Annotated in this window: 20 protein-coding genes; 6 read left to right on the top strand and 14 right to left on the bottom strand. The window is 65.7% G+C overall.

Annotated elements, in window-relative coordinates; genetic code table 11:
* Nucleotides 1–22: 22 nt before the first annotated feature.
* The 4 genes from ASG43_RS08415 to ASG43_RS08400 form a co-directional block, all read right to left on the bottom strand.
* Nucleotides 23–1,045 (bottom strand): ABC transporter permease, encoded by a 1,023-nt coding sequence (locus ASG43_RS08415; protein ID WP_056503086.1) that lies wholly within the window; start codon nt 1,043–1,045, stop codon nt 23–25.
* A gap of 7 nt (nt 1,046–1,052) precedes the next feature.
* On the bottom strand, nt 1,053–2,039 hold the full coding sequence (locus tag ASG43_RS08410; protein WP_056503081.1) for an ABC transporter permease: 987 nt from the start codon (nt 2,037–2,039) through the stop codon (nt 1,053–1,055).
* Nucleotides 2,040–2,056: 17 nt separating this feature from the next.
* Nucleotides 2,057–3,586 carry a sugar ABC transporter ATP-binding protein gene (locus ASG43_RS08405; RefSeq protein ID WP_056503079.1) on the bottom strand — a complete coding sequence of 510 codons (1,530 nt, stop codon included), beginning with the start codon at nt 3,584–3,586 and terminating at the stop codon, nt 2,057–2,059.
* 87 nt (nt 3,587–3,673) lie between these two features.
* Nucleotides 3,674–4,696, bottom strand: coding sequence for a substrate-binding domain-containing protein (locus ASG43_RS08400; RefSeq protein ID WP_056503076.1), 1,023 nt, complete (start codon nt 4,694–4,696; stop codon nt 3,674–3,676).
* A 181-nt stretch (nt 4,697–4,877) separates the two neighbouring features.
* Between ASG43_RS08400 and ASG43_RS08395 the strand changes: the two genes are divergently transcribed.
* The 5 genes from ASG43_RS08395 (at nt 4,878) to ASG43_RS08375 (ending at nt 10,017) form a co-directional block, all read left to right on the top strand.
* Complete coding sequence (locus tag ASG43_RS08395; protein ID WP_082490756.1) at nt 4,878–5,819, top strand: MurR/RpiR family transcriptional regulator; 942 nt, start codon at nt 4,878–4,880, stop codon at nt 5,817–5,819.
* Entirely contained in the window at nt 5,806–7,371 is a 1,566-nt protein-coding gene (locus ASG43_RS08390) for an alcohol dehydrogenase catalytic domain-containing protein (protein ID WP_162244693.1), read from the top strand. Before ASG43_RS08395 ends, ASG43_RS08390 begins: the two co-directional genes overlap by 14 nt.
* Nucleotides 7,372–7,449: 78 nt before the next feature.
* Nucleotides 7,450–9,000, top strand: a complete 1,551-nt coding sequence (locus ASG43_RS08385) for an FGGY family carbohydrate kinase (RefSeq protein WP_056503070.1) — start codon at nt 7,450–7,452, stop codon at nt 8,998–9,000.
* A 59-nt stretch (nt 9,001–9,059) separates the two neighbouring features.
* The gene (locus ASG43_RS08380; RefSeq protein ID WP_056503067.1) at nt 9,060–9,590 is read left to right on the top strand and encodes a hypothetical protein; all 531 of its coding nucleotides are present in this window, start codon (nt 9,060–9,062) and stop codon (nt 9,588–9,590) included.
* Between the two features lie 226 nt (nt 9,591–9,816).
* Nucleotides 9,817–10,017, top strand: a complete 201-nt coding sequence (locus tag ASG43_RS08375; RefSeq protein ID WP_056503064.1) for a hypothetical protein — start codon at nt 9,817–9,819, stop codon at nt 10,015–10,017.
* Nucleotides 10,018–10,097: 80 nt separating this feature from the next.
* Here ASG43_RS08375 and ASG43_RS08370 read toward each other — a convergent pair whose 3' ends face one another.
* The 3 genes from ASG43_RS08370 to ASG43_RS08360 are packed head-to-tail and all read right to left on the bottom strand — an operon-like array spanning nt 10,098 to nt 13,139.
* Complete coding sequence (locus ASG43_RS08370; protein WP_056503135.1) at nt 10,098–10,919, bottom strand: ABC transporter ATP-binding protein; 822 nt, start codon at nt 10,917–10,919, stop codon at nt 10,098–10,100.
* Complete coding sequence (locus ASG43_RS08365) at nt 10,916–11,968, bottom strand: iron ABC transporter permease (protein ID WP_056503063.1); 1,053 nt, start codon at nt 11,966–11,968, stop codon at nt 10,916–10,918. The genes ASG43_RS08370 and ASG43_RS08365 overlap by 4 nt, the downstream gene beginning before the upstream one ends.
* A gap of 52 nt (nt 11,969–12,020) precedes the next feature.
* The gene (locus tag ASG43_RS08360; RefSeq protein WP_244488029.1) at nt 12,021–13,139 is read right to left on the bottom strand and encodes an ABC transporter substrate-binding protein; all 1,119 of its coding nucleotides are present in this window, start codon (nt 13,137–13,139) and stop codon (nt 12,021–12,023) included.
* Between the two features lie 319 nt (nt 13,140–13,458).
* Between ASG43_RS08360 and ASG43_RS08355 the strand changes: the two genes are divergently transcribed.
* The gene (locus tag ASG43_RS08355; RefSeq protein ID WP_056503059.1) at nt 13,459–14,370 is read left to right on the top strand and encodes a DMT family transporter; all 912 of its coding nucleotides are present in this window, start codon (nt 13,459–13,461) and stop codon (nt 14,368–14,370) included.
* Nucleotides 14,371–14,580: 210 nt separating this feature from the next.
* Here the strand turns inward: ASG43_RS08355 and ASG43_RS08350 are convergent, their stop codons facing one another.
* From ASG43_RS08350 to ASG43_RS08320, 7 genes are all read right to left on the bottom strand, one after another.
* Nucleotides 14,581–15,546, bottom strand: coding sequence for an oxidoreductase (locus ASG43_RS08350; RefSeq protein ID WP_056503056.1), 966 nt, complete (start codon nt 15,544–15,546; stop codon nt 14,581–14,583).
* A 100-nt stretch (nt 15,547–15,646) separates the two neighbouring features.
* Nucleotides 15,647–16,552 (bottom strand): sigma-70 family RNA polymerase sigma factor, encoded by a 906-nt coding sequence (locus tag ASG43_RS08345; RefSeq protein WP_056503054.1) that lies wholly within the window; start codon nt 16,550–16,552, stop codon nt 15,647–15,649.
* 80 nt (nt 16,553–16,632) lie between these two features.
* On the bottom strand, nt 16,633–17,049 hold the full coding sequence (locus ASG43_RS08340; protein ID WP_056503052.1) for a cupin domain-containing protein: 417 nt from the start codon (nt 17,047–17,049) through the stop codon (nt 16,633–16,635).
* Nucleotides 17,050–17,090: 41 nt separating this feature from the next.
* Nucleotides 17,091–17,840 (bottom strand): SDR family oxidoreductase, encoded by a 750-nt coding sequence (locus ASG43_RS08335; protein ID WP_056503049.1) that lies wholly within the window; start codon nt 17,838–17,840, stop codon nt 17,091–17,093.
* 205 nt (nt 17,841–18,045) lie between these two features.
* Entirely contained in the window at nt 18,046–18,501 is a 456-nt protein-coding gene (locus ASG43_RS08330) for a carboxymuconolactone decarboxylase family protein (protein ID WP_056503046.1), read from the bottom strand.
* Nucleotides 18,502–18,829: 328 nt separating this feature from the next.
* Nucleotides 18,830–19,492 carry a hypothetical protein gene (locus ASG43_RS08325; protein ID WP_156386595.1) on the bottom strand — a complete coding sequence of 221 codons (663 nt, stop codon included), beginning with the start codon at nt 19,490–19,492 and terminating at the stop codon, nt 18,830–18,832.
* Nucleotides 19,493–19,933: ATP-binding protein (locus ASG43_RS08320; protein WP_210168272.1), on the bottom strand; the 441-nt coding region annotated here is incomplete at its 5' end. It abuts the gene before it with no gap.

Here is a 19,933-nt window from a genome sequence, read left to right as displayed (position 1 = left end):
TCGCAATCGGACTGGCCGCGTTTCAAACTGACAAGCGCGATGGCCAGAGGCCAAGGACGTTGCGCCAGGGCCGCCCTGCCTTGCGCAGAACGAGGATGCCGTCCGCGACAAGAACGAGAACGAGGACGGCGCCGGTAACGACGCCCTGCCATTCCGAGGGGACGAGGAGAAGGTTGAAGGCATTGGTCAGGAGCGTCACGAAGAAGACCCCGGCCAGCGCCCCGACATAGGAGCCTTTGCCCCCGGCGATAGAGCCGCCGCCGATGAGGCAGGCGATGAAGATCTGCATTTCCAGCCCGTCGCCCATGTAGCGGTTCGCCATGCCGACGCGTGCGGTCATGAGGACGCCGGCGAGCGCGGCAAGGCCGCCCGACAGAACGAAGCACCAGAACTCGGTCCGCCGACGGTGGATGCCCATCGCCTCGGCCGCCGCCGGATTGCCGCCGAGGAAGAGGAGCTTGCGGCCCGGTAGCGTCAGCCTGAGAAAGCTCTCGAAGCCGGCGCAAAGGATCAGCGCGAAGAGAAAGAGCCCGGACAGGCCGCCGATGCTCCAAAGGCCAAGCGCGCTGAACTCGGGCGGGAAACGCGTGAAGCCGGCGAGCTTCTCGCCCGCCATCACCACCTCGATCACGCCACGCGTCATGTAGAGGACGCCGAGCGTTACGATGAGATGGTTGATCCCGAGCCAAGCGACGAGGGCGCCATTGAAGGCGCCGATCGCGAGGCCGATGGCGATGCCGGCCGCAAAGGCTGCGGGAACGGGAAGTCCAGCGTCGAGTGCCATGGCCGAGACGATGCCGGCCATGCCCATGACCGCGCCGACGGACAGATCGAAGCGGCCGATCAGGAACAGGGTCATCATGCCGAGCGCGACGATGAGGTTCGGCGCGATGGCCGTCTGAAGCGATGCGAGATTGTTCCCGTCGAGGAAGGCGGGCGACAGGACGGTCAGAACGAGCGCGAAGAGGAGGACGGTCGCGAAGGTCAGCGACTCGTGTTCCAGCCGTGCCGAGCGCAGGAAGGACGGCTTGCGGATTTCAGTCATGCCGCCCTCACGTTCCGCGACGGTTGAGGACGGTGTCGAAGGCGACCGTCACGATGAGAAGCGCGCCCACGACGAACTGCTGGAAGACCGGCTCGATGTCGTACATGATCATTCCGTTGATCACGAGGGCGAGCAGAAGGAGCCCGAGCGCCGAGCCGCGCAGGTCGCCCTTGCCGCCGTAGAGGCTGGCGCCGCCTATGATCGCGGCGGTCACCATCACGAATTCGAGGCCGAGGCCCATCCGCACGTCGGCATGGGTGATCCGCGAGGCGGTGAAGATCCCGGCGATGCCGGCCATGACGGCGCTCGCGACGAAGGCGAGTGTCTTGATCCGCGCGATGCGGATGCCGTGGACGGTCGCCGATTTTACGTTTTCGCCGATGAAGCACATTTTGCGGAAGAGCGCTGAGCGGCGCTGGAAGACCCAGCCGAGGACCACCAGCACGACGAGGGCGACGATGGTGACGCGAACGCCGAAGAGGTCGGTTCGCGCAAGGCTTCGGAAGGCTCGGGGATAGGTCTGGCCGCCGAGCCCGTTGGCCAGCACGTTGGCGAGACCGCGCACGAGAAGCATGGTGCCGATCGTCAGCATCAGCGAATTGATGTTGAAGCGCACGACGAGAAGGCCGTTGACGAGGCCGATGGCCGCCGCCCCCGCAAGCGCCGCCGCTGCGGCGGGCCAGAAGTCCCAGCCGGCGGTCAGGAGCGCGCCGGTCAGCGTGCCGGTGAAGGCGAAGACCGAGCCGACGGATAGATCGATCTCGCGCATCACCATCACATAGGTGAAGCCGACGATCGCCAGGAAGTTGATCGACATGCCGTAGACGATGGAGTTGAGGTTCTGGTAGCTGGCGAAGTTCGGCCGGGTCAGCGCCAGGAAGGCGAAGATCGCGACCGTCACCAGCGCCAGCGCCCAGATGTTGGAGCCGAAGCCGTGACCGGACGGCTTCGGTCGCACGGCGGGTACGTCGTCGATCTGCTGGGTCATCGCCATCGTTCCTGCCTTTCTTGTCAACGACTGCCGGCGGCAAGAGCCATGACGGCCGCCTCGCTCATGGCCTCGCCCGCCACCTCTCCGACCAAGCGGCGCGAGCGCATGACGACGATGCGGTGCACGAGGCGCAAGAGTTCGGGTAGGTCGGAGGAAAAGACGAGAAGCGCCTTTCCGCCGGCGGCCTCCTTGCGCACGACCTCGTGGACCTCGGCCTTAGCGCCGACGTCGACGCCGCGCGTCGGTTCGTTCAGGACGATCACCTCGGGTCCGTCGGCGAGGCAGGCCGAGATCATGACCTTCTGCTGGTTGCCGCCGGACAGTTCGCGGGGCCTTCCCTCCGGGCCGGGAACGCGGATGGCGAAGCGGCGGATGTCGGCCCGCGCGAGGGCATCGATCCGGCCGGCATCGATCATGCAGAAGCGCGTCATCCGGTCGAGCACGGGCGCAGAGACGTTGTCGGCGATGGAGCGGTCCATGTAGAGCCCGGCTTCCTTCCGGTTGCCGTTGAGATAGCCCATGCCGGCGCGCATCAGGCCGGCGGGCGACACGTCGCGCACCGGCCGGTCGAACAGGCGAAGCGTGCCCGAGACCGGCGGCACGATGCCGAAGAGGGCTTGCGAGAACTGTTCCGCTCCTGAACCTTCGAGGCCGAAGACGCCGACGATCTCGCCCTTGCGCACTGTCAGATGCACGTCCTCGAAGGCCCCGGGCAGGCTCATCGCCTCCACGGCCAGCGCGACCGGAGCCTTGGCGACGGCGCTCGTATCGGCGGGCGCGACCGGCCCCAGATCGCGGCCGACCATGCGGCGGATGAGATCGTCCTCGCAGAGCCCCTCGTTGCGCAGCGTTTCCACGAACTGCCCGTCGCGCAGCACGGTGATGTGGTCCGCGATCTCCAGGACCTCGTGCAGGCGGTGCGAGACGTAAAGGATCGTGTGGCCATCGGCGCGCAGGCGCGCGATCAGCGCCATCAGGGTTTCCGCCTCGCGGTTGTTCAGGCCCGATGTCGGCTCGTCGAGGATCAGGAGACTGGCATCGCTTTCCACCGCCCGCAGGATCTCGACGATCTGCTGCTGGCCGGGCGTCAGATGGCCGAGGATCTCATGCGTGTCGATCTGCAGGCCGAAGAGCTGCAGGAGCTCCGCGGCGCGGGCGTGCATGCGGCGAAAATCGATGCGCCCGCCCCGGCGCGGCATGCGGCCGACGAAGATGTTCTCCGCCACCGACATGTTGGGAAAGACCGCCAGTTCCTGATGCACCATGGTGATGTCGCCGGCGGCGCGGTCGGCGGCGCTGGTCGCCCGCCCGGCGAGGCGGATTTCGCCCTCGTCCGGCTCGATCTCGCCGTTGATGACCTTCAGCGCCGTGCTCTTGCCGGCGCCGTTCTCGCCCAGGATCGCGTGAACCTCGCCCCGCGCGACCTTGAAGCCGACCTCGCGTAGGGCCTTGACCGCGCCATAGCTCTTACTGACGCCGGAGAGGCCGAGGATCGGCGTTTCAGGCGCGATGGTCGATCGAACGTTTGGCTCGGGCGCGGCGACGCTCATGGACACTCCTCGCGAACAGGCATCGGGCCTCTCTCGAAGCCTCGGCGCGCAGAGGGGAGCCGCCCGCGGACGGGCGGCTCGATGGGATCAGTATTTGGGAAGGTTCGCGCGCACGAACTGATCGACGTTCTCGCCGTCGATCACCTCGGTGCCCATGTAGATCTGGGCCGGGAAGGGATTGACGGCGGCCTTCTTGTTGTCGGCCGAGATGGGCACGTTCGCGAGGCCGATCGCCTGATCGTTGTAGGCTTCGAGCATCTGCACGGCCATGTAGGCCTGGAGCGCCGTCTTGTTAACGATGGTCGCGTCGATCACGCCGTCGGCAATGCATTCCAGGACCGGGTCCTCGCGGTCGTGGACGATCACGGTGAGGCCCGTGATGTCCTTGTCCAGCTCCTCCGCGGCAAGGCAGATGCCGGTGCCCGAGGAACTGTCGAGGCCGATGACGGCGGTGATGTCCGGATAGGTGTTGAACATGGTCTTCGACGCGTCGATGGCGGTCGAGGTCGTCGCCTTGTCGTCAATGCGCCCGGCGAGCTTCCACTGGCTGTTGGTCTCGAGATACTCGGTCAGGCCCTTGAACTTGGCGTCGGTGTTGGAGGCGCCCCAATTGCCCGAGGCGGCGTAGGTGCCGGACGTGCCGCCGCGCGCGATCAGTTCCTTGGCCGTGTCGACGCCGGCCTGATAGTTGTCGAGGCCGATGAAGGTCAGCGCGCCGCCGTCGTCGGGCGTCACCGCCTCGATCACCACGACCGGGATGCCCTGCTCCATCGCACGGCGGATGCCCGGAACGGCGCCCGGCTCCCAGAGGGTGGTGATGATGCCGGCCGGCTTGCGGGCGATGGCCTGCTCGACCGCTTCCGCTCCGGCGACGGGATCCCAGCCCTGCGGCCCGATCCGCTCGACGGTGACGCCGAACTGCTTCTGCGCGTAGTCCATACCCAGCAGGCTGTCGAGAAGATAGGGATGGCCTTGCAACTGGGACGCGTAGACGTAAGTGCGGCCGGCGCCATCCTGAGCCGAGGCGGTGGCGGTCAGCGCGAGGACCGTACCCGCGAGCAGCGCTCCGCGGCGAAAGGACGGCAGGGACCGGACGAATTGGCGGATCATGGTTCACTCCTCCCGAGGATGTGCCGCGCTGGTTCCGATCTCCAGGGTTTCCGGAGGGCCTCCCGGTCCAAGGCTGGCGATGGGAAGGCTAGCAACATGAAAATGATGTGTCGACAAAAATTACTATCTTGAAAATAACTTTCTTTGGGCGCTACTTTTAGCCACGAACGGAGCCTTGGGCATGAGCCGAACGCAAGACCGACCGCAGCCGATGAGCGCCGCCCTCGGAATTCTCGAACACATCCAGAGCCTTCGAGGCAGCCTCAAGCCGACGCTGCAGCAAGTCGCGGACGCCGTCTTGTCGAGGCCGGAGACGCGGGGCATGAACATCAAGGAACTCGCCCTCGCAGCCGAGGTCTCGGAAGCCTCGATCAGCCGTTTTGTCCGGGGCATTGGCCTATCCAATTATCGCGCGTTCCAGCTTCGGCTCGCCGAGGAAAGCGGTAACGGCATGCCGCAGCGCGGCCGGTCGCCTGAAGAAGGCCTGATCTACGAGAACATCGGCCGCGACGACACGGCCGCCTCGATCCTCACCAAGGTCGCCCATCGCAACGCCGACATCGCGCGCGCCTGCCTCTCGACCCTCGATCCCCGCGCGCTCGAACGCGCCGCGCGGATGATCGGCAAGGCGCAGGTGCTCTACTTTTTCGCGGCTGGCCTTTCTGCGCTGGCCGCCGAGAATGCTCTCCTACGCTTTGCGCGGATCGGCAAGCCGGCCATCTTCCACCGCGATCGCAACAACCAGCTTCTCATCGCCGGCTCGGTGCACAAGGGCGCGCTGGCGATCGGGATCAGCGATTCCGGTCGCACGAACCAGACCGTAACGGCGCTCGCGGCCGCGCGCCAGGCCGGCGCCCCGACCATCGCGCTCACCGCCTTTTCGGAATCGCCCCTGGCGCGGCAAGCCGACGTCACGCTCGTCACGCCGGCCGGCTACATGCCCGCCGGCGACGAGCCGATCTACGAGAGCATGATCTCCAAGTTCGGCCAGCTCCTGGCGATCGACGTCCTCTACTCGCTCGCCGCCGTGCACGATTTCGATGCATCCGCCGCCGCCGTCCGCCGGGGCGATCCCTTCATCCAGCAGAGCCGCAATGCAAGGCGACAGAATGAGACCGACTGAAGCCGAACCGATCGTCGAGGCGATCTACCGCCGCTGGCCCCATCGTGGCGGATCGTTGGAACAGCTGATGGGCACCAAGCCCGAAAGCGCGCCGCTGCTGCCTCCGCAGCCGGACGAGGTGATCGCCCGCGTCGAGGCCGTCTCGATCTGCTCGTCCGACATCAAGGTGGTCCGCATGGGATCGAGCCATCCGCTCTTCCAGTCGGCTCACGGGCCCGTCGACACCGTGCTCGGACACGAGGTCTGCCTGCGCGTTCACGCCGTCGGCGAACGTCAGGCCGAGCGCTTCCATTCCGGCCAGCGGCTCGGACTCCAGCCGGCCATGCAGGTTTCCGGAGCACGGCAGATCATCGGCATGGATCTTCCCGGCGGCTTCGCGCAATTCCTCCGGCTGGGGCCGGAGGCACTTGCCGAATACGTGCTGGAGGTTCCCGACGATCTGCCGGCGGCGGCGATCGCGCTTCTGGAGCCCTACGGCTGCGTCGAGCGGGCGTGGCGCCCGAACGCCCGCCAGACCCTCCAAGCCGGCGGGCGGGCGCTGGTCGCCTGCGGCCCCGGCGCCGACTTTCACCTGTCCGACGTGCCGGATTGGGCGAACCTCACGGTCGTCGGCACGCCGCCCGCCTTCGTGGCCGGCCGGCCGTTCGACCAGGCGGACGACCTCGGCAGCCTCGATGGACCCTTCGACGACATCCTGGCGCTCGGCGATCTCACGGCGAGCGAGCTTTCCCGGCTCGTCGGCCTGATGGCGGTCGGCGGCGTTCTCGTGCAAGGGCGCCGGTCGGGCTCGCCCGGCCCCGTCTCAGTCGATCCCGCAAGAGTGCATTACGACCGGTTGGGCTTTCTCGGCACAAGCGAGCGTGATTTCTCGGCGGCCTTCGCTCCCGAGCGCCAGAGGTTCGACGTGCGACGGGGCGGCGTCGCGCTAGTCCACGGAGCCGGCGGCGCCATGGGCCGGATCCACGTGCACCGGCTGCTGCAGCTTGGCGCGGGTCCGCGCACGATCATCGCCTCCTCGCGAAAGGGCCAGCGGCTGTCCGATCTCGAAGCGGACTTCGGTCCGCTGGCCTTGGCCGCCGGGCGCCGGCTCGTCGTCCTCAACAATGACGAGCTCGCTCAGGCCGTGCCTGAACTCGCCCCGCGCGGTCTCGACGACGCGGTGGTCGTGGCACCGGACCCCTCGGCCGTGGCCGAGGTCGCCGGCTGGCTGGCCGGCGACGGCCTCCTGTCGATATTCGCCGGCTTCCCCTATGGGAAACGCCTCGACATCGATCTCGCAGCCGTCGCCCTGACGGGATTCCGGCTCACCGGATCGACCGGGTGCTCGGTCGCCGACATGCGCGACGTGCTCGCGCGCGTCGAAAGCGGCGCGCTCGACCTGTCCGCCAATATCGCGGCCGTCGCCGGCCTCGACGCCCTGCCCCAGGCGCTGAAATCGGTGGCCGACGGCACGGTGTCCGGCAAGATCGTTATCTATCCGCAACGCGGCGACCTTCCGCTGACCCCGGCCACCGGCTGGAGCGCGGCGCGGGAAGCCGGCCTGACGGGCTGAGGCGGCCCGTCCGAAGAGACTGCGTGTCGACGGCTGCGGGAGGCTGCCGGCCCCTTCGAAACTCTGGGAGAAGCGTCCATGACGGATCATGTCATCGGCATCGACATCGGTACGACCGGAACCAAGACCGGCATCTACGACCTCGAGGGACGGCTCGTCGGCGAAGCCTTCGAGGAATCCATCCTGCGCTACCCGCGTCCCGGCGAGGTCGAACAGGACCCGGAGGAGATCGTCCGCTCCGTCGTCAACACCGTGCGGATGGCGATGTCGCGCAGCAGGCTCGGCCCTGAGCGGATCGCGGCGATCGCACTCGACGGGCAGATGGCCGGCATCATGGGCATCGATGCCGACTGGAACCCGGTGACGCATTACGACAGCTGGCTCGACACGCGGTGCGCCCCCTGGCTGAACGAGCTGCGCCCGCACGAGGACGAGATCATCCGCACCTGCGGTATGGCGCTCGCCTTCAACCACGCACCGAAGATCCTGTATTGGCGGGACCGGCCGGAGGTCTGGAACCGGATCGCGAGCTTCATCCAGCCGGCGGCCTACGTGGCGGGCAAGCTCGCTGGCCTCAAGGGCGAAGACGCCTTCATGGACCGCACCTACCTCGTCTTTTCCGGCTTCGGCAGCAGTGAACGCTCGGTCTGGAACGAGGAACTGCTCGCCCGCTTCAATCTGACAACTGAGAAACTGCCGAGGATCGTCGAACCCTGGCACGTCATCGGCACCGTCCGTGCGGATTGGGCGCAAGCGATGGGCCTTTCCGCTGGAACGCCGATCGCCGCCGGCTGCGGAGACCAGAGCGCCAACGTTCTCGGCGGTGGGCTGGTCGATCCTGGCACCGTGTTCGACACATCGGGCACCGCCTCGGTCTTCGCCACCGTGATCGACCGCTTCGGCACCGACACGACGTATCGCTGCCTGATGACCTGCCCGCATGTCGTGCCGGGCCTCTACTTCCCGATGGCCTATGTCGCGGGCGGCGGGCTGAACCTTCGTTGGTTCCGCGATTCGCTGTCGCCGCGCGAGAAGGCGGAGTGGGAGGGACTTGGTGCGAATCCCTACGACGAGTTGACAAAAGCCGCCGCGACGATCGCGCCGGGCTCCGAAAAGCTGATATTCCTGCCGCATCTGTCCGGCCGCAACACGCCGAACGATCCCGACATGCGCGGCGCCTTTCTCGGCCTCACCTGGCGCCACGGGAAACCCCACATGGTGCGCGCGATCCTGGAAAGCATCGCCTACGAATATGCACTCTACCTGCGTGCCGTGCGCGAAATAGCGCCGGGCTACGACCCTATCTTCGCCGTCAACATCGGCGGCGGTGCGCGCTCTGACGTGCTCCGGCAGATCAAGGCCGACGCCCTCGGCTTGGAATACCGCTGCATGGACCGCGAGGAGTTCGGGACGCTCGGTGCGGCGATCGTCGCCGGTCACTCCGTCGGACTGTTCCCGGACCTGCGCGAGACAGCACGCCGTTTCGCGGGACCGACCCGTGTGGTGGCCAGGGCAAGACCGGACTTGACCTCGGCCTACGAACCTTACGTGGACGCCTACATCGACGCGCTGCAGTCGTTGTCGCCTTTGTTTAGCCGAATGAACCAGAGGCTGACGCGAGCAGCTTAAGTGACTGCGCGAGTTGCCAGTCAACGCGAAGGGCACCCGTTTTGCAGGGGTGAATTCCCATGGAGATGCCGAGAACGTACCGCTCAAGCGCCTTTCCCGAAAGGCTTGGCATACGGGACTTCCGCTCCGACGCGCTGCGCGGCACGACAGCTACCGCCCGACGTTTGACGGTCAAGGTGGCGGCAAAGGAAACGCAGGTTGTGACGGCCGTGGACGAGATGGTCCGGCTCGAAGGCTATGCACTTGCCGACGCGGACGAGACCATGCTCTCGCGCTGGTCGTCGGCGACTTACGATCTGACGACGGCCGCGAAGCTTTCGGAGCTCGCGCTCGCCCGCATCAAGGCGACGGCCGCCGAGCGCAGGCTCGCCGACATCGACGAGGAAGTCGGCAGGATCTCCGAGGAGCAGGGCCGCATCCGTCAGAACCTTGGCGCGGTGCCTTCCCAAAGCAAGCTGGCAACGAACTACATGCGGGACATGAAAGACCAGGAAGATGCGCTCGCGTCTCTCCGGACCCAGCGCAAAAAGGCTGATGCGCAGCTTAAGCAGTACGGCGACAGCGTAGGGGCGATCGTTCGCGCATTCTGAGGCGGCCATGGCCGCACCTGGGACAACCTTAGCCTCCCTAGGAGCAGGAGGTGTCCATGTTGACTCCCAATTATTCGTTTCTAGTCCGGCCACCCGGTAGGAGTAGTGAGCTTGCGCCTTGAACACTCAAGTGCTCGCCGATATCCAATGACCGCCAGACATCATTTCGCAGGGCTCTGATGCGACCGGTCTTTGCTGTTCCGACGATCGTTTTAGCACTGTCATCTTGCGCTCCCTCGCTCCGGGAACACGCTATCTCGTCGCCGACGAGATCACCGGCGCCCTCGATGCGATCGGGCAGGCGGAGATCTGGACAAGGCTCCTTGCCCTCGCCGCGGCCCGCTCGATCGGCATCCTTGCGATCAGCCATGACGAGGCGCTGCTGGGCAGGATTGGTGGTTCAAGGTTTCGCATCGGCAATCGGTGACGGAAGCCACAGCAGGCGACTTGGTGCGACGCAGGGTTGGTCGCCGTGGCAGTGTTACGCCTCGCACGATGCGGACACCCTCACTCCGCCGCCATCTGGTTCATCCGAGCTGCTGACGTGACAGGACGTCCCAACGGCTGCACCACGGGCGAGCCGACGCTGTCGTGGAGCACCTCCACCGCGACGCCATAGACGGAGCCGATTAGGTCGGCGGTGACGAGGCTTCGTGCCGGGCCAGATGCCCGCAGGGTTCCCCCTGCGACGATCAGAAGGTTGTCGGCATATCGGCAGGCAAGGTTCAGGTCGTGCAAGACGACGACCGTCACGCGATGCTTGGCTCGCGTTTCGTCGCGCACGACGTCGAGAAGCGTGATCTGATGCTTCAGGTCCAGCGCGCTGACAGGCTCGTCGAGAAGCATGGCGAGGGGATCGCGCATGAGGACCTGTGCGAACATAGCCATCTGACGCTGGCCGCCGCTGAGCGAGCCGATCGCGCGGTTGGCCAAGTGGGCGATGCCCGTGGCTTCCAGTCGGGCCATCGCGGCTTCCAGCGTCTCGTCGTCGACGTGGAATTGCAGCCGTCCCAGACGCCCCAGCACCACGACCTCGAGAACCGTCATCGCAAGATCGGCGCTGTTGTCCTGGGGCATGTAGGCCAGGGTGTCGCGCCAAGCCTTGCGAAAGGCCGATGTCGGTCGTCCGGGACCCATCCGGTGACCCCCCAGTTCGATCGCACCGGCCGACAGTGGAAGCTCGCCGAAGAGTGCGCGCAGGAGCGTCGTCTTGCCCGCGCCGTTCGGGCCGATCACCGCGTGGACGAGACCTGGCTCCAGCGTCGCGCTCACGGTGCGCAGGATCGGCTGCCCGCCGCGCGATATGGCGACATCGTTCAGCCGGATCATCGCCCAGCCCCCCGTGGCGCAAAGATGAGCCACAGAAGGAAGGGCACGCCGACGATCGCCGTGACGATGCCGACGGGGAACAGGGCGCCGGGCACGATGGACTTCGACAGGACCGATGCCGTCGACAGGAGCAGTGCCCCACAGAGCATGGACAGAGGCAGGAGAAACCTCTGGTCCTCGCCCACGCTCATCCGCGCGATGTGGGGGGCAACAAGACCGACGAAGCCGATGACGCCGACGAAGCTCGTGGCCGTCGCCGTCATGATCGCCACGATCACCAGCACCTTCATGCGTAGGCGCCGGACATCGACGCCGAGGCTCGTCGCCCGCGTCTCGCCCATGCGCAGCGCCGCAAGCTTCCAGGAGTCGCGCAGCAGCAGCAGGCCGCAGATGGCGGTCACGCTCGTGGTGAGCCAGAAAGTCGGCCACGTCGCCTTGGTCAGGCTGCCGAAGAGCCAGAATAGGATCTGCTGCGAGAGTTCCGGCGAGGACAGAAACTGGACCAGCGAGAGGAGCGACTGGAACAGGAAGAGGAGGGCGATGCCGCCGAGGATGATCGTGTCGCCACGCATCCGCCGCATGGAGGCGAGCGCGAACAGGAAGAGGGCCGCCAGCATGGCGAAGACGAAGGCTCCGATTGGCACGGCGATCATGGCGTCGAGCCCGAAGCCGCCGAACGCCAGCACGAGTGCCGCTCCAAAGCCTGCGGCCGCGGCCATGCCAAGCGTGTAGGGACTGGCCATCGGATTGTCGAGGATGGTCTGCATCTGCGCCCCCCCGGCGCCGAGGGCCGCTCCCACGCTGATCGCCATCAGTGCCATGGGGAGGCGGAGGTCCCAAACGATGGTGTCGGTCATCGCGGCGCGCTCGCCCAGATGGGTCAGCGAGCGCAACACCTCCCCGGGTGGCAGGAGCGAGGGCCCGGTTGCTACGTCCAGAACGAAGCTGGCGACGGTGATCAGGGCAAAGATCGCCATGGCGCGCCACCGACGCCGCTCTCTGCGACGGTGGCTCGCGATCGCATCTGCATGGTGCGAAACGGAGGTCATGAAATGTCCATCGTACCCGAACGTGGGACGCGCGGTCCCACCATCGCGACGTTCAGTTTTGCAGGGTAATCGCGAAGGTGCCCTGCGGCGTCACGGGCAGGTACTTCGCGTAGTAGGCGAGATAGTTCGCCACCGGATCGACGTCGGCGAAGGCAGCGGGATAGAGCTGCTTGGCGATGAACTGAACCATCGCGAAGTCGGACAGGGTCCGTGACGCGCCCTGGTAGACGCCGTAGAGCCGGCCGTCGCGAACGGCGGGAAGCTCGGACCAGCCGGGACGGCCCTCGAATGCCTTCAGCTTCTCGTGCGCTTCCTTCGTGTCGACGCCCTGTCCCATCGCGAGGGCGGTGGGGTTGGCGTTGTTCTCGCGGCCCGAGATGAAGATCGCGTCGGGCTTGGCGGCAAGGACCTGCTCAGGATTGATGACGCCCCACCATTCCACGAAAGGGGCGGCGATGTTGTCGCCGCCGGCAGCGGTCGCCATCGCGCCCCACATATTCTTGCCATAGGTGAAAGAGGGCTCCGAAGGTCCCTTGTTGCCAAACTCCGCGTAGACCTTGGGCTTGGGCTGACCGCTCTTGGCGATCCGGTCGGCGACGTCCTTGAGGGCGCCTTCGTAAAAGTTGGCGATCTCGTCCGCGCGCACCTCTTCGCCCGTAACCGCGCCCAGCACATGCGTCGAGGCGACGTGGCGCTCCACGGTCTGGGCGTTGTAATCCACGACGGCCAAAGGGATGCCTGCGTTCACGATCCGCTCGGCGTCGAGCCCAAGGGCCTTGTACTGCCACTCGGCCAGGACCACGAGATCCGGCTGAAGCGCGAGCACCTTCTCGACCGAGAAGGTTTGCGCGTCGATCTCGCCTACGTCCGGGATCTCAGCGAGCGAGGGACGATGGGCCAGGTGCATAGCCCAGTTGGCGGGAACCTTGCCCACCCAAGCCTCTCGTGAAAGGCCCACCACGTGATCGTAGGCCTTCTCGCCGCCGATCGCCATGTAGTCCTCGAAGTAGAAGCCGAGGACGACACGCTTGGCGGGCAGGTCGGCGGTGACCTCTCGCCCGATGACGTCGGTGAACGTACGGGGTTCCGCGTTCCCAAGCGTCGGAGCGGCGAGGGTCAGTGCGGATGCGGCGAAGGTCGCGGTCGCGATGCGCCGCAGGGACTTGATCACGGTGAGCTCCGGGAAGGTCAGTTCGGGTGCCTGGGGTCTACCCTCCAATATAACTTGAGGCAACCAGTATACTTTAGAACGATCCCAATCTGCGTGAGGCTGGGTGGTTCTGATCGAAGTTACTCAGCGATTGGTGTACTGCGCTGTCGGGTCAGTTGCCGCCGACGGAGCTACACACCATGCTGATATGCATGTCGGACATTTGCGATGCCTCGGTGGCCCACTGGGGCCGCGCGGGAGGAACGCGCGGCCGCCGTATCAAAACGGCGGTCGACGAAGGTGCAAGGGGCGTCAACGCTTCCGCCGGCTTGGGCACCGAATGAGCGCAGCACGAGAGGCGTTGCGCAAATCGATCAGCCGCGAACACCTCGGCATCGTGCTGCGCATCGGATCCACGCTGGCCTTTGCGGCCATGGGCGTCTCTATCAAGGCCCTCGGTGATGCCGTGCCGCTGGGACAGGTGGTCTTCTTCCGATCGGCTGTGGCCTTGCTGCCTTTGGTTCTGTTCCTGAGATGGTCTGGCGACTTCCCGCGAGGGCTCGCGACACGTCATCCGTTCGGCCACGTCGCCCGAACGCTTTTGGGTGCCTGCGCGATGTTCACCTCCTTCGCCACGATCCGCCTTCTCCCGTTCGCGGAAGCGACCCTCTTGTCCTATCTCGCTCCGGTGATGGTGACCCTTCTGGGTTCGGCATTGCTCGGGGAGAGGCTGACCCCGCAGCGGATGGGCGGCGTCGCATTAGGCTTGGGTGGCGGCGCGGCCTTCTGCCTTCCGGCACTGTCCGGCACGTTCTCCGATGGCGCGCTTCTTGGGTTCATTCTTGGCTTGGTGACGGCGTTCCTAACGGCGGGCGCCTTGATCCAAGTCCGTCGCCTGACGCTCGCGGGCGAGAAGGCGGGCGCGATCGCATTCTGGTTCGCGGTCGTGTCGGCCGTCGGCGGTTTGCTGACCCTTCCCATGGGTTGGGTCATGCCGAGTCTGTCGCAGGCCGCCATGCTGGTTGGTGCAGGCCTCGCTGGTGGCATTGCCCACATCATGATGACGCTTTCTTTCCGGCATGCCGAAGCCGGTGCCTTGGCACCCTTCGAGTATCTCTCGATCCTCTGGGCGGCGCTCGCTGGCGTCGTGTTCTTCGCCGAAGTTCCGGATTGGTCGTTCCTGCTGGCCGCCCCGCTGATCCTTGCGGGCTCCATAGTCGCCCTTCCGAACCGCAGAACTGGCCGCGTTTGATCGGGGTGGGGTCGTACTTCGCTAACTAGGCGTCGGCGCCCTTTGAAGATTTTCTATGACCTGCACCAACCGCAAGGTTTTGATTCGGCATGGCTCGACTGGGTGGAAAGGAGATCTTCCGCTTCCAGCAGATTGAGGCATGTAAGCTGCCACTCGTGGCGAGGAATCGTCCAAAGACGGGGACGTCTTCCTTTGCGAGTGCTCCCGGGTTCAGACTGTGTCCAACCGCGTCCACGCAGCGGACAGTTGCCAGAGGCGTTCCGCCGAGGCCGGATCGCTTGCCCATGGACTGACGCCCTTCCTTCCCACGCTCGGCTCGTTGACGACCGCGACGTCACAGTCCTCGCAGTAGACCCCGCCCATGCCGTTGAGCTGTGGGCTCGTCGCGCACCAGACGCTGGTGGCAGCGCCTTGCTGCACCGTCTTCATCCCACGCTCGGGATCGACGATTGGACGGCCCGCTTCATCGAGTGCCTCGAACGAGGCGATCTCCTCAGCGCTGAGGTGCCGGGCGAGATCAGTGAGGATCTGGCCCGGATGAAGTGAGAAGGCCCTGATGCCGTGATATTGTCCTCGGTGGTCGAGCGCGATCGCAAAAAGGGCGTTGGCCGTCTTCGACTGGCCGTAGGCAATCCACTTGTCATAAGGACGGTACCGGAAGTCGATGTCCTCAATGTCGACCCCGGCGATCTGGTGGCCGCGCGACGAAACGCTGACGACCCGTGCGCCCCGCGCCGCGACGAGAGCCGGCCAGAGGCCGAGCGTGAGCCGGAAGTGGCCGAGGTGGTTCGTCGCGAATTGAGCCTCGTGTCCGTCCGCGTCCCGCATCTCGGGCGTCGCCATGATGCCCGCGCTGTTGACGAGGATCGACACTGGACGGCTGGCGGACACGAGCCGACCAGCGAAGGCGGCGACGGAATGCGGGTCGGCAAGATCCATGAGCTCGACCGTGGCGCCGGCGAGCCCGCGCAAGGCAGTGCTCGCTCGCTCGGGATTGCGCGCCGGCACGATCACCTCGGCCCCCGCATGAACAAGAGCGCGCGTCGTCTCGAGGCCGAGCCCCGAGGCTCCTCCGGTCACAACGGCAAGTTTCCCCGAAAGATCGATCCCGGAGACGACCTCCATTGCCATGCTGGCGGCACCGAAGCCGGATCCGATGGGCATTTGCTTGGTCATGCTGTTATCCTGCGTGAGTTGACGCGCGCTGCGGGAGCATGGAGCGCTCTGAGAGGCTGGATGTCAGGCCGAGGCGACCCCAGAGTCATCCGCTGCCCAATCACTGTGTCCGCGAGGTTGGGTCCGGCACCGCCGCGAGAGCCTCGGCGACATGCCGAAGCTTGTCGGGATTGCGGGTGATGTAGATCGCGGTGATCCGGCCGTCCTCAATGGCGAGCGCCGTCGTCTGAAGGACGTCGCCACGTTCGCGGCTGACATAGCCGGGCAGCCCGTCGATCCAGACGGGTTCGATCATTTGCGCCCAGCCTGCCCCCCACTTGCGGCGCACGCCTTCGTACATGCGCAACAGGCGGTCCAGTCCCGCAATGGGATTGATGAAGGCCAGAACCTTGCCGCCGCCATCCGAGCGCAGGACCGCGTTCTCGGCGAGAAGAGTGCGCAGCGTTGCGGTGTCGCCGCTGGTGGAAGCGGCGAAGAAGGCCCGCGCGATCCGCTCGCCCTCCTCGCGCTCGACCGGGAAACGTGGCCGGGCGGCCTGAACGTTCCGCCGCGCCCGGACGGCGAGCTGGCGCACGGCTGCGGCTTCCCGGTCGAGCGTGTCTGCTACCTCGCCAAGCGGCACGCCGAAGACGTCGTGGAGAAGGAAGGCCGCCCGTTCGAGCGGCGACAGGCGCTCCAATGCCATCATCAGCGTAAGGGTGAGATCGTCCTCGTCCACGCCATCCTCCTCCGCTTCCACCAGCGGTTCGGGCAGCCAGGCGCCGACATAGGTCTCCCGGCGGGCGCGGGCCGACTTCATCTCGTCGAGGCAGAGTCGGGTGACGACGCGCGCGAGGAAGGGATAGGGGGCGGCGATTCCGCTCCGGTCGGCGCCGACCCATCGCAACCATGCGTTCTGCACGATGTCCTCGGCTTCGCTGCGTGAGCCGAGCATCCGGTACGCGATGCGCAGGAGCCGCGCCCGATGCGTCTCGAAGATGACCGTGGCGTCGTCTGCCCGCCTCATGTGTGTGTCCTCGACGATGGTTTCGGTATCTCAGCGATGACGGCCAGGGATGACCCCGCCGCCCAGAATACATGAGTTCTCTACGGACGGTCCGGCGTCGTCAGTTTGGTATCGTCCGTATCCACGACGAAGACGGCGAGGAGCTTGGAGGGGTCGTGGTCACTCGCGTTGGCGCTGACGCCGTGATGGTCGCCTGGCATCTCGATGAAGCTCTCGCCGACGTTGAAGACCTTTTCCGGCCCGTCGTTGATCCGGCTGCGCACCGCGCCCTCGATGACTGTTGCCGTGATGAAGGCGGATGCGGCGTGGGTGTGGGACGGCGAGGAACCGCCCGGGCCGTACTCGACAAGGACGCCGCGCAGGCTCTTGCCCGGAACCGAAGGCAGCGGATGGTCGAAGATCGTGGTGACGCGTGCCTCGCCCCTTGCGATATCCGCCGCTACGGCTGGGATGGCGGAGATGGCTAGGAGGGTGCCCAGCAGGATTGTCCTGAACATGGATTAGGCCTTTCTTCGTGGATGGGAAAAGTGCATCGGGCTCAGACGGCGGAGAGCCAGTTCTCAAACCGCGTCTGCCCGAGCCGCGCTGCGCTTGCATGGTCGGGAACAAGCGAACCTGTCTCGAGCGGGGCGCCGAAGTAGTGCGCTGCCCTGTCGGCCTGCACCTCCCGCGGGTCGCCGTCAGCAGCGACGCGCCGGGAGATGAATTCGCGGAACGGCAGGCGGTCGGGCCCGGCGATCTCGATCGTCGCATTGCGCGGCGGAGCAAGCGCGACATCGGCAAGTGCTGCGGCGACATCGGCGGCAGCGATGGGCTGGAAGTCGGCATCAGGAACGACAAGGCGGTCGCCAGCGACTGAGGCTTCGGCAATGGCGGCCACGAACTCAAAGAACTGGGTCGCGCGCACGATGGTGAAGGGAATGCCTGCGTCCTTGACGAGTCGTTCCTGCACGACCTTGGCCCGGAAGTAGCCGTTCCCCTCGAGGCGGTCCGTGCCGACGATGGACAGGGCGACGTGGTGCTTCACACCCGCCTCGCGCTCGGCGGCGAGGAGGTTGCGGCCGGAGCGCTCGAAGAAGTCGAGCACCGCCGCGTCCTCGAAAGAGGGCGAGTTCGACACGTCCACAACGACATCGGCTCCGGCGAGGACTTCGGTGAGACCTTCGCCTGTCAACGCGTTCACCCCGCTGCTGGGCGACGCCGCGATGGCCTCATGCCCTTGCCGCGAGAGTTCGGCTGTCAGGTGCCGACCGATGAGCCCGCTGCCGCCAATCACCACAATCTTCATCTTACCCTTCTCCTTGTTCGAGAACGGACAGGGCGGCCCCGTGCCGCTTTCGGCGTCCGTCGAACAATGGACGAGGTGGGTTGGGCCGGATGTGACATGCCTTGGAGAAAATCAGCGACGTGAACACGGAATCGTCGGCAGGGATCGATCAACGTCGACGGGCGGGACGGCATCGGCGCCGTCCCTGACGAAGCAGCAGAACGGACTAGGCTTTCGCCTGGACCGGAAGGCGGAAGGGCGCGCCGAGACGGTTGAACGCGTTCATCGCAGCGATCGTGATCGTCAGGTCGACAAGGTCCTTGGGCGCGAAGGCAGCGCTTGCGGCTGCGTAGGCCTCGTCGGAGGCGTGCGTCTCGCTGACCCGTGTGACCTCCTCCGCCCAGGCAAGCGCGGCGCGGTACTGGTCGGAGAACAGGTGGGGCACTTCGACCCAAACCGGAACCAGGACCACCTTGTCGAGCGGCATCGTCTTCAGCAGGTCCCGGGTGTGCAGATCAATGCAGTGCGCGCAGCCGTTGATCTGCGACACCCGTAGAAAGACAAGGTGGATGAGTTCGTTCGGCAGATCGGTGCCCGTCGTGATGTAGTGGTGGATGCCATAGAGCGCCTTGGCACCCTGCGGCGCCACTTCGTTCCAGACCAACCGCGTGTTCTCGCTCATCTCTCTTCCTTTTGCTCGGAACGCCGAAGATCGACGTTCGAAGGAAGGACGAGCCGAGCGAGCTGGATGTGACATGCCAGCAACATTTTCACTCAAAGCGGCTCGTATTTTGGCCGAACGCATCTACGTCCGCTTCCAATCAGGTTGAGGAGGGCGATGGCCGACCGATGTGGGTCGAAAGCTGAATGGCCACTATCAGCGACGGCGCGCGGAAAGCGGACAGACCGCTTTCGGCCCGAACCATCGTACTCGCGTCATAGCCCGTCAGGTATGCGCCAACGGGGGAGGTCAGTCGCAACACCGTTTCCTATGACGCGTCCGAGGCTCATCATCGTGAATATGTCATAGTAGAGTAATACGGCGTCGAGACATAAGCGTCGCCATTACTAGAGTGACGGACAGCCCAAGTCCCTGTGTTTGCAAGACAGGCCGCAACGGCTTCCACTTCGGGGCGACGCTCGACGACGATGTTGCGTGCTCGCGCGAGTGCATCTCGGAGAACCTTCTCGACCTGTGCTCGCGCTTTGGAGTCGAACTCAAGGCGCTGCGCGATTGCGCCTGGGGAGGGCGATGCGATCGTCAGGAGCGCGTCTCCAAGGCCGAGTGCCAGTTCGAGCTTCGCGACAAGGCCAACCGCTTGGGATAGATCCGACTCTGGGGCTCCGCCGCATGTGTCGCCGCAGTTCCCGAGGATGACCTCTTCGGCTGCCATCCCAGCCAGCATAGTCGCCGCCAGCGCCAAGTACGAGTGACGTGTGCGGTCGAAGCCTTCCATTTGGCTGAACTCGGTCCGGTTCGCGGCGCCGCTGCGGACCTCACGTGCAACGCTTGCCCGCATCGGCACGGTTCCTGACGCCTTCGCCAACGCAATCCCGACAATGACGTGTCCGGCCTCGTGGACACAGATCCTGCGAAACAATTCGTCGCTCATGCGCACTGGAGGCGGCAAGCTGCCGAGCAGGTCGTCAATGGCCAGAGCACGACGGGACACTCAGGCCGTCCGCCGCGCGTTGCGGACGAGCTGCTCGATGTCGGCACCCGTCATGCCCTCAGTAAACCTTGGGATATTGCCGAGGTCGCAACTGATCAGTTCACGCCGCAGGTGGTGGCGTAGGATGCCCGCTCTCGCTTTCTCGTCCGGAAGCGGAATGTGCAGGTGACGGTCAAGGCGGCCGGCCCGCCTGATGGCCGGGTCGATCAGTTCGGGGTGGTTGGTGGCGCCAACCACCACGACGCCCGTCCTTGCCTCTGCCCCGTCCAAGCACTCTAGGAACGCGTTGATGACCTCCCGGGAGTAGGCCGCGTTGTGGTCGCTGACGTTCGCACGGTTGTTGATTTCCACTGAGAGCTGACCCAGGATTTCCATCAAGAACTGACCCGGCTTTGACGATGTTGGGCTGGTCAGGCCTTGGTCAAGTTCCGAGTTTTCTCC

Source organism: Aureimonas sp. Leaf454, assembly GCF_001424685.1.
Lineage (GTDB): Bacteria > Pseudomonadota > Alphaproteobacteria > Rhizobiales > Rhizobiaceae > Plantimonas.
This window is presented reverse-complemented; position numbering and strand designations above follow the sequence as displayed.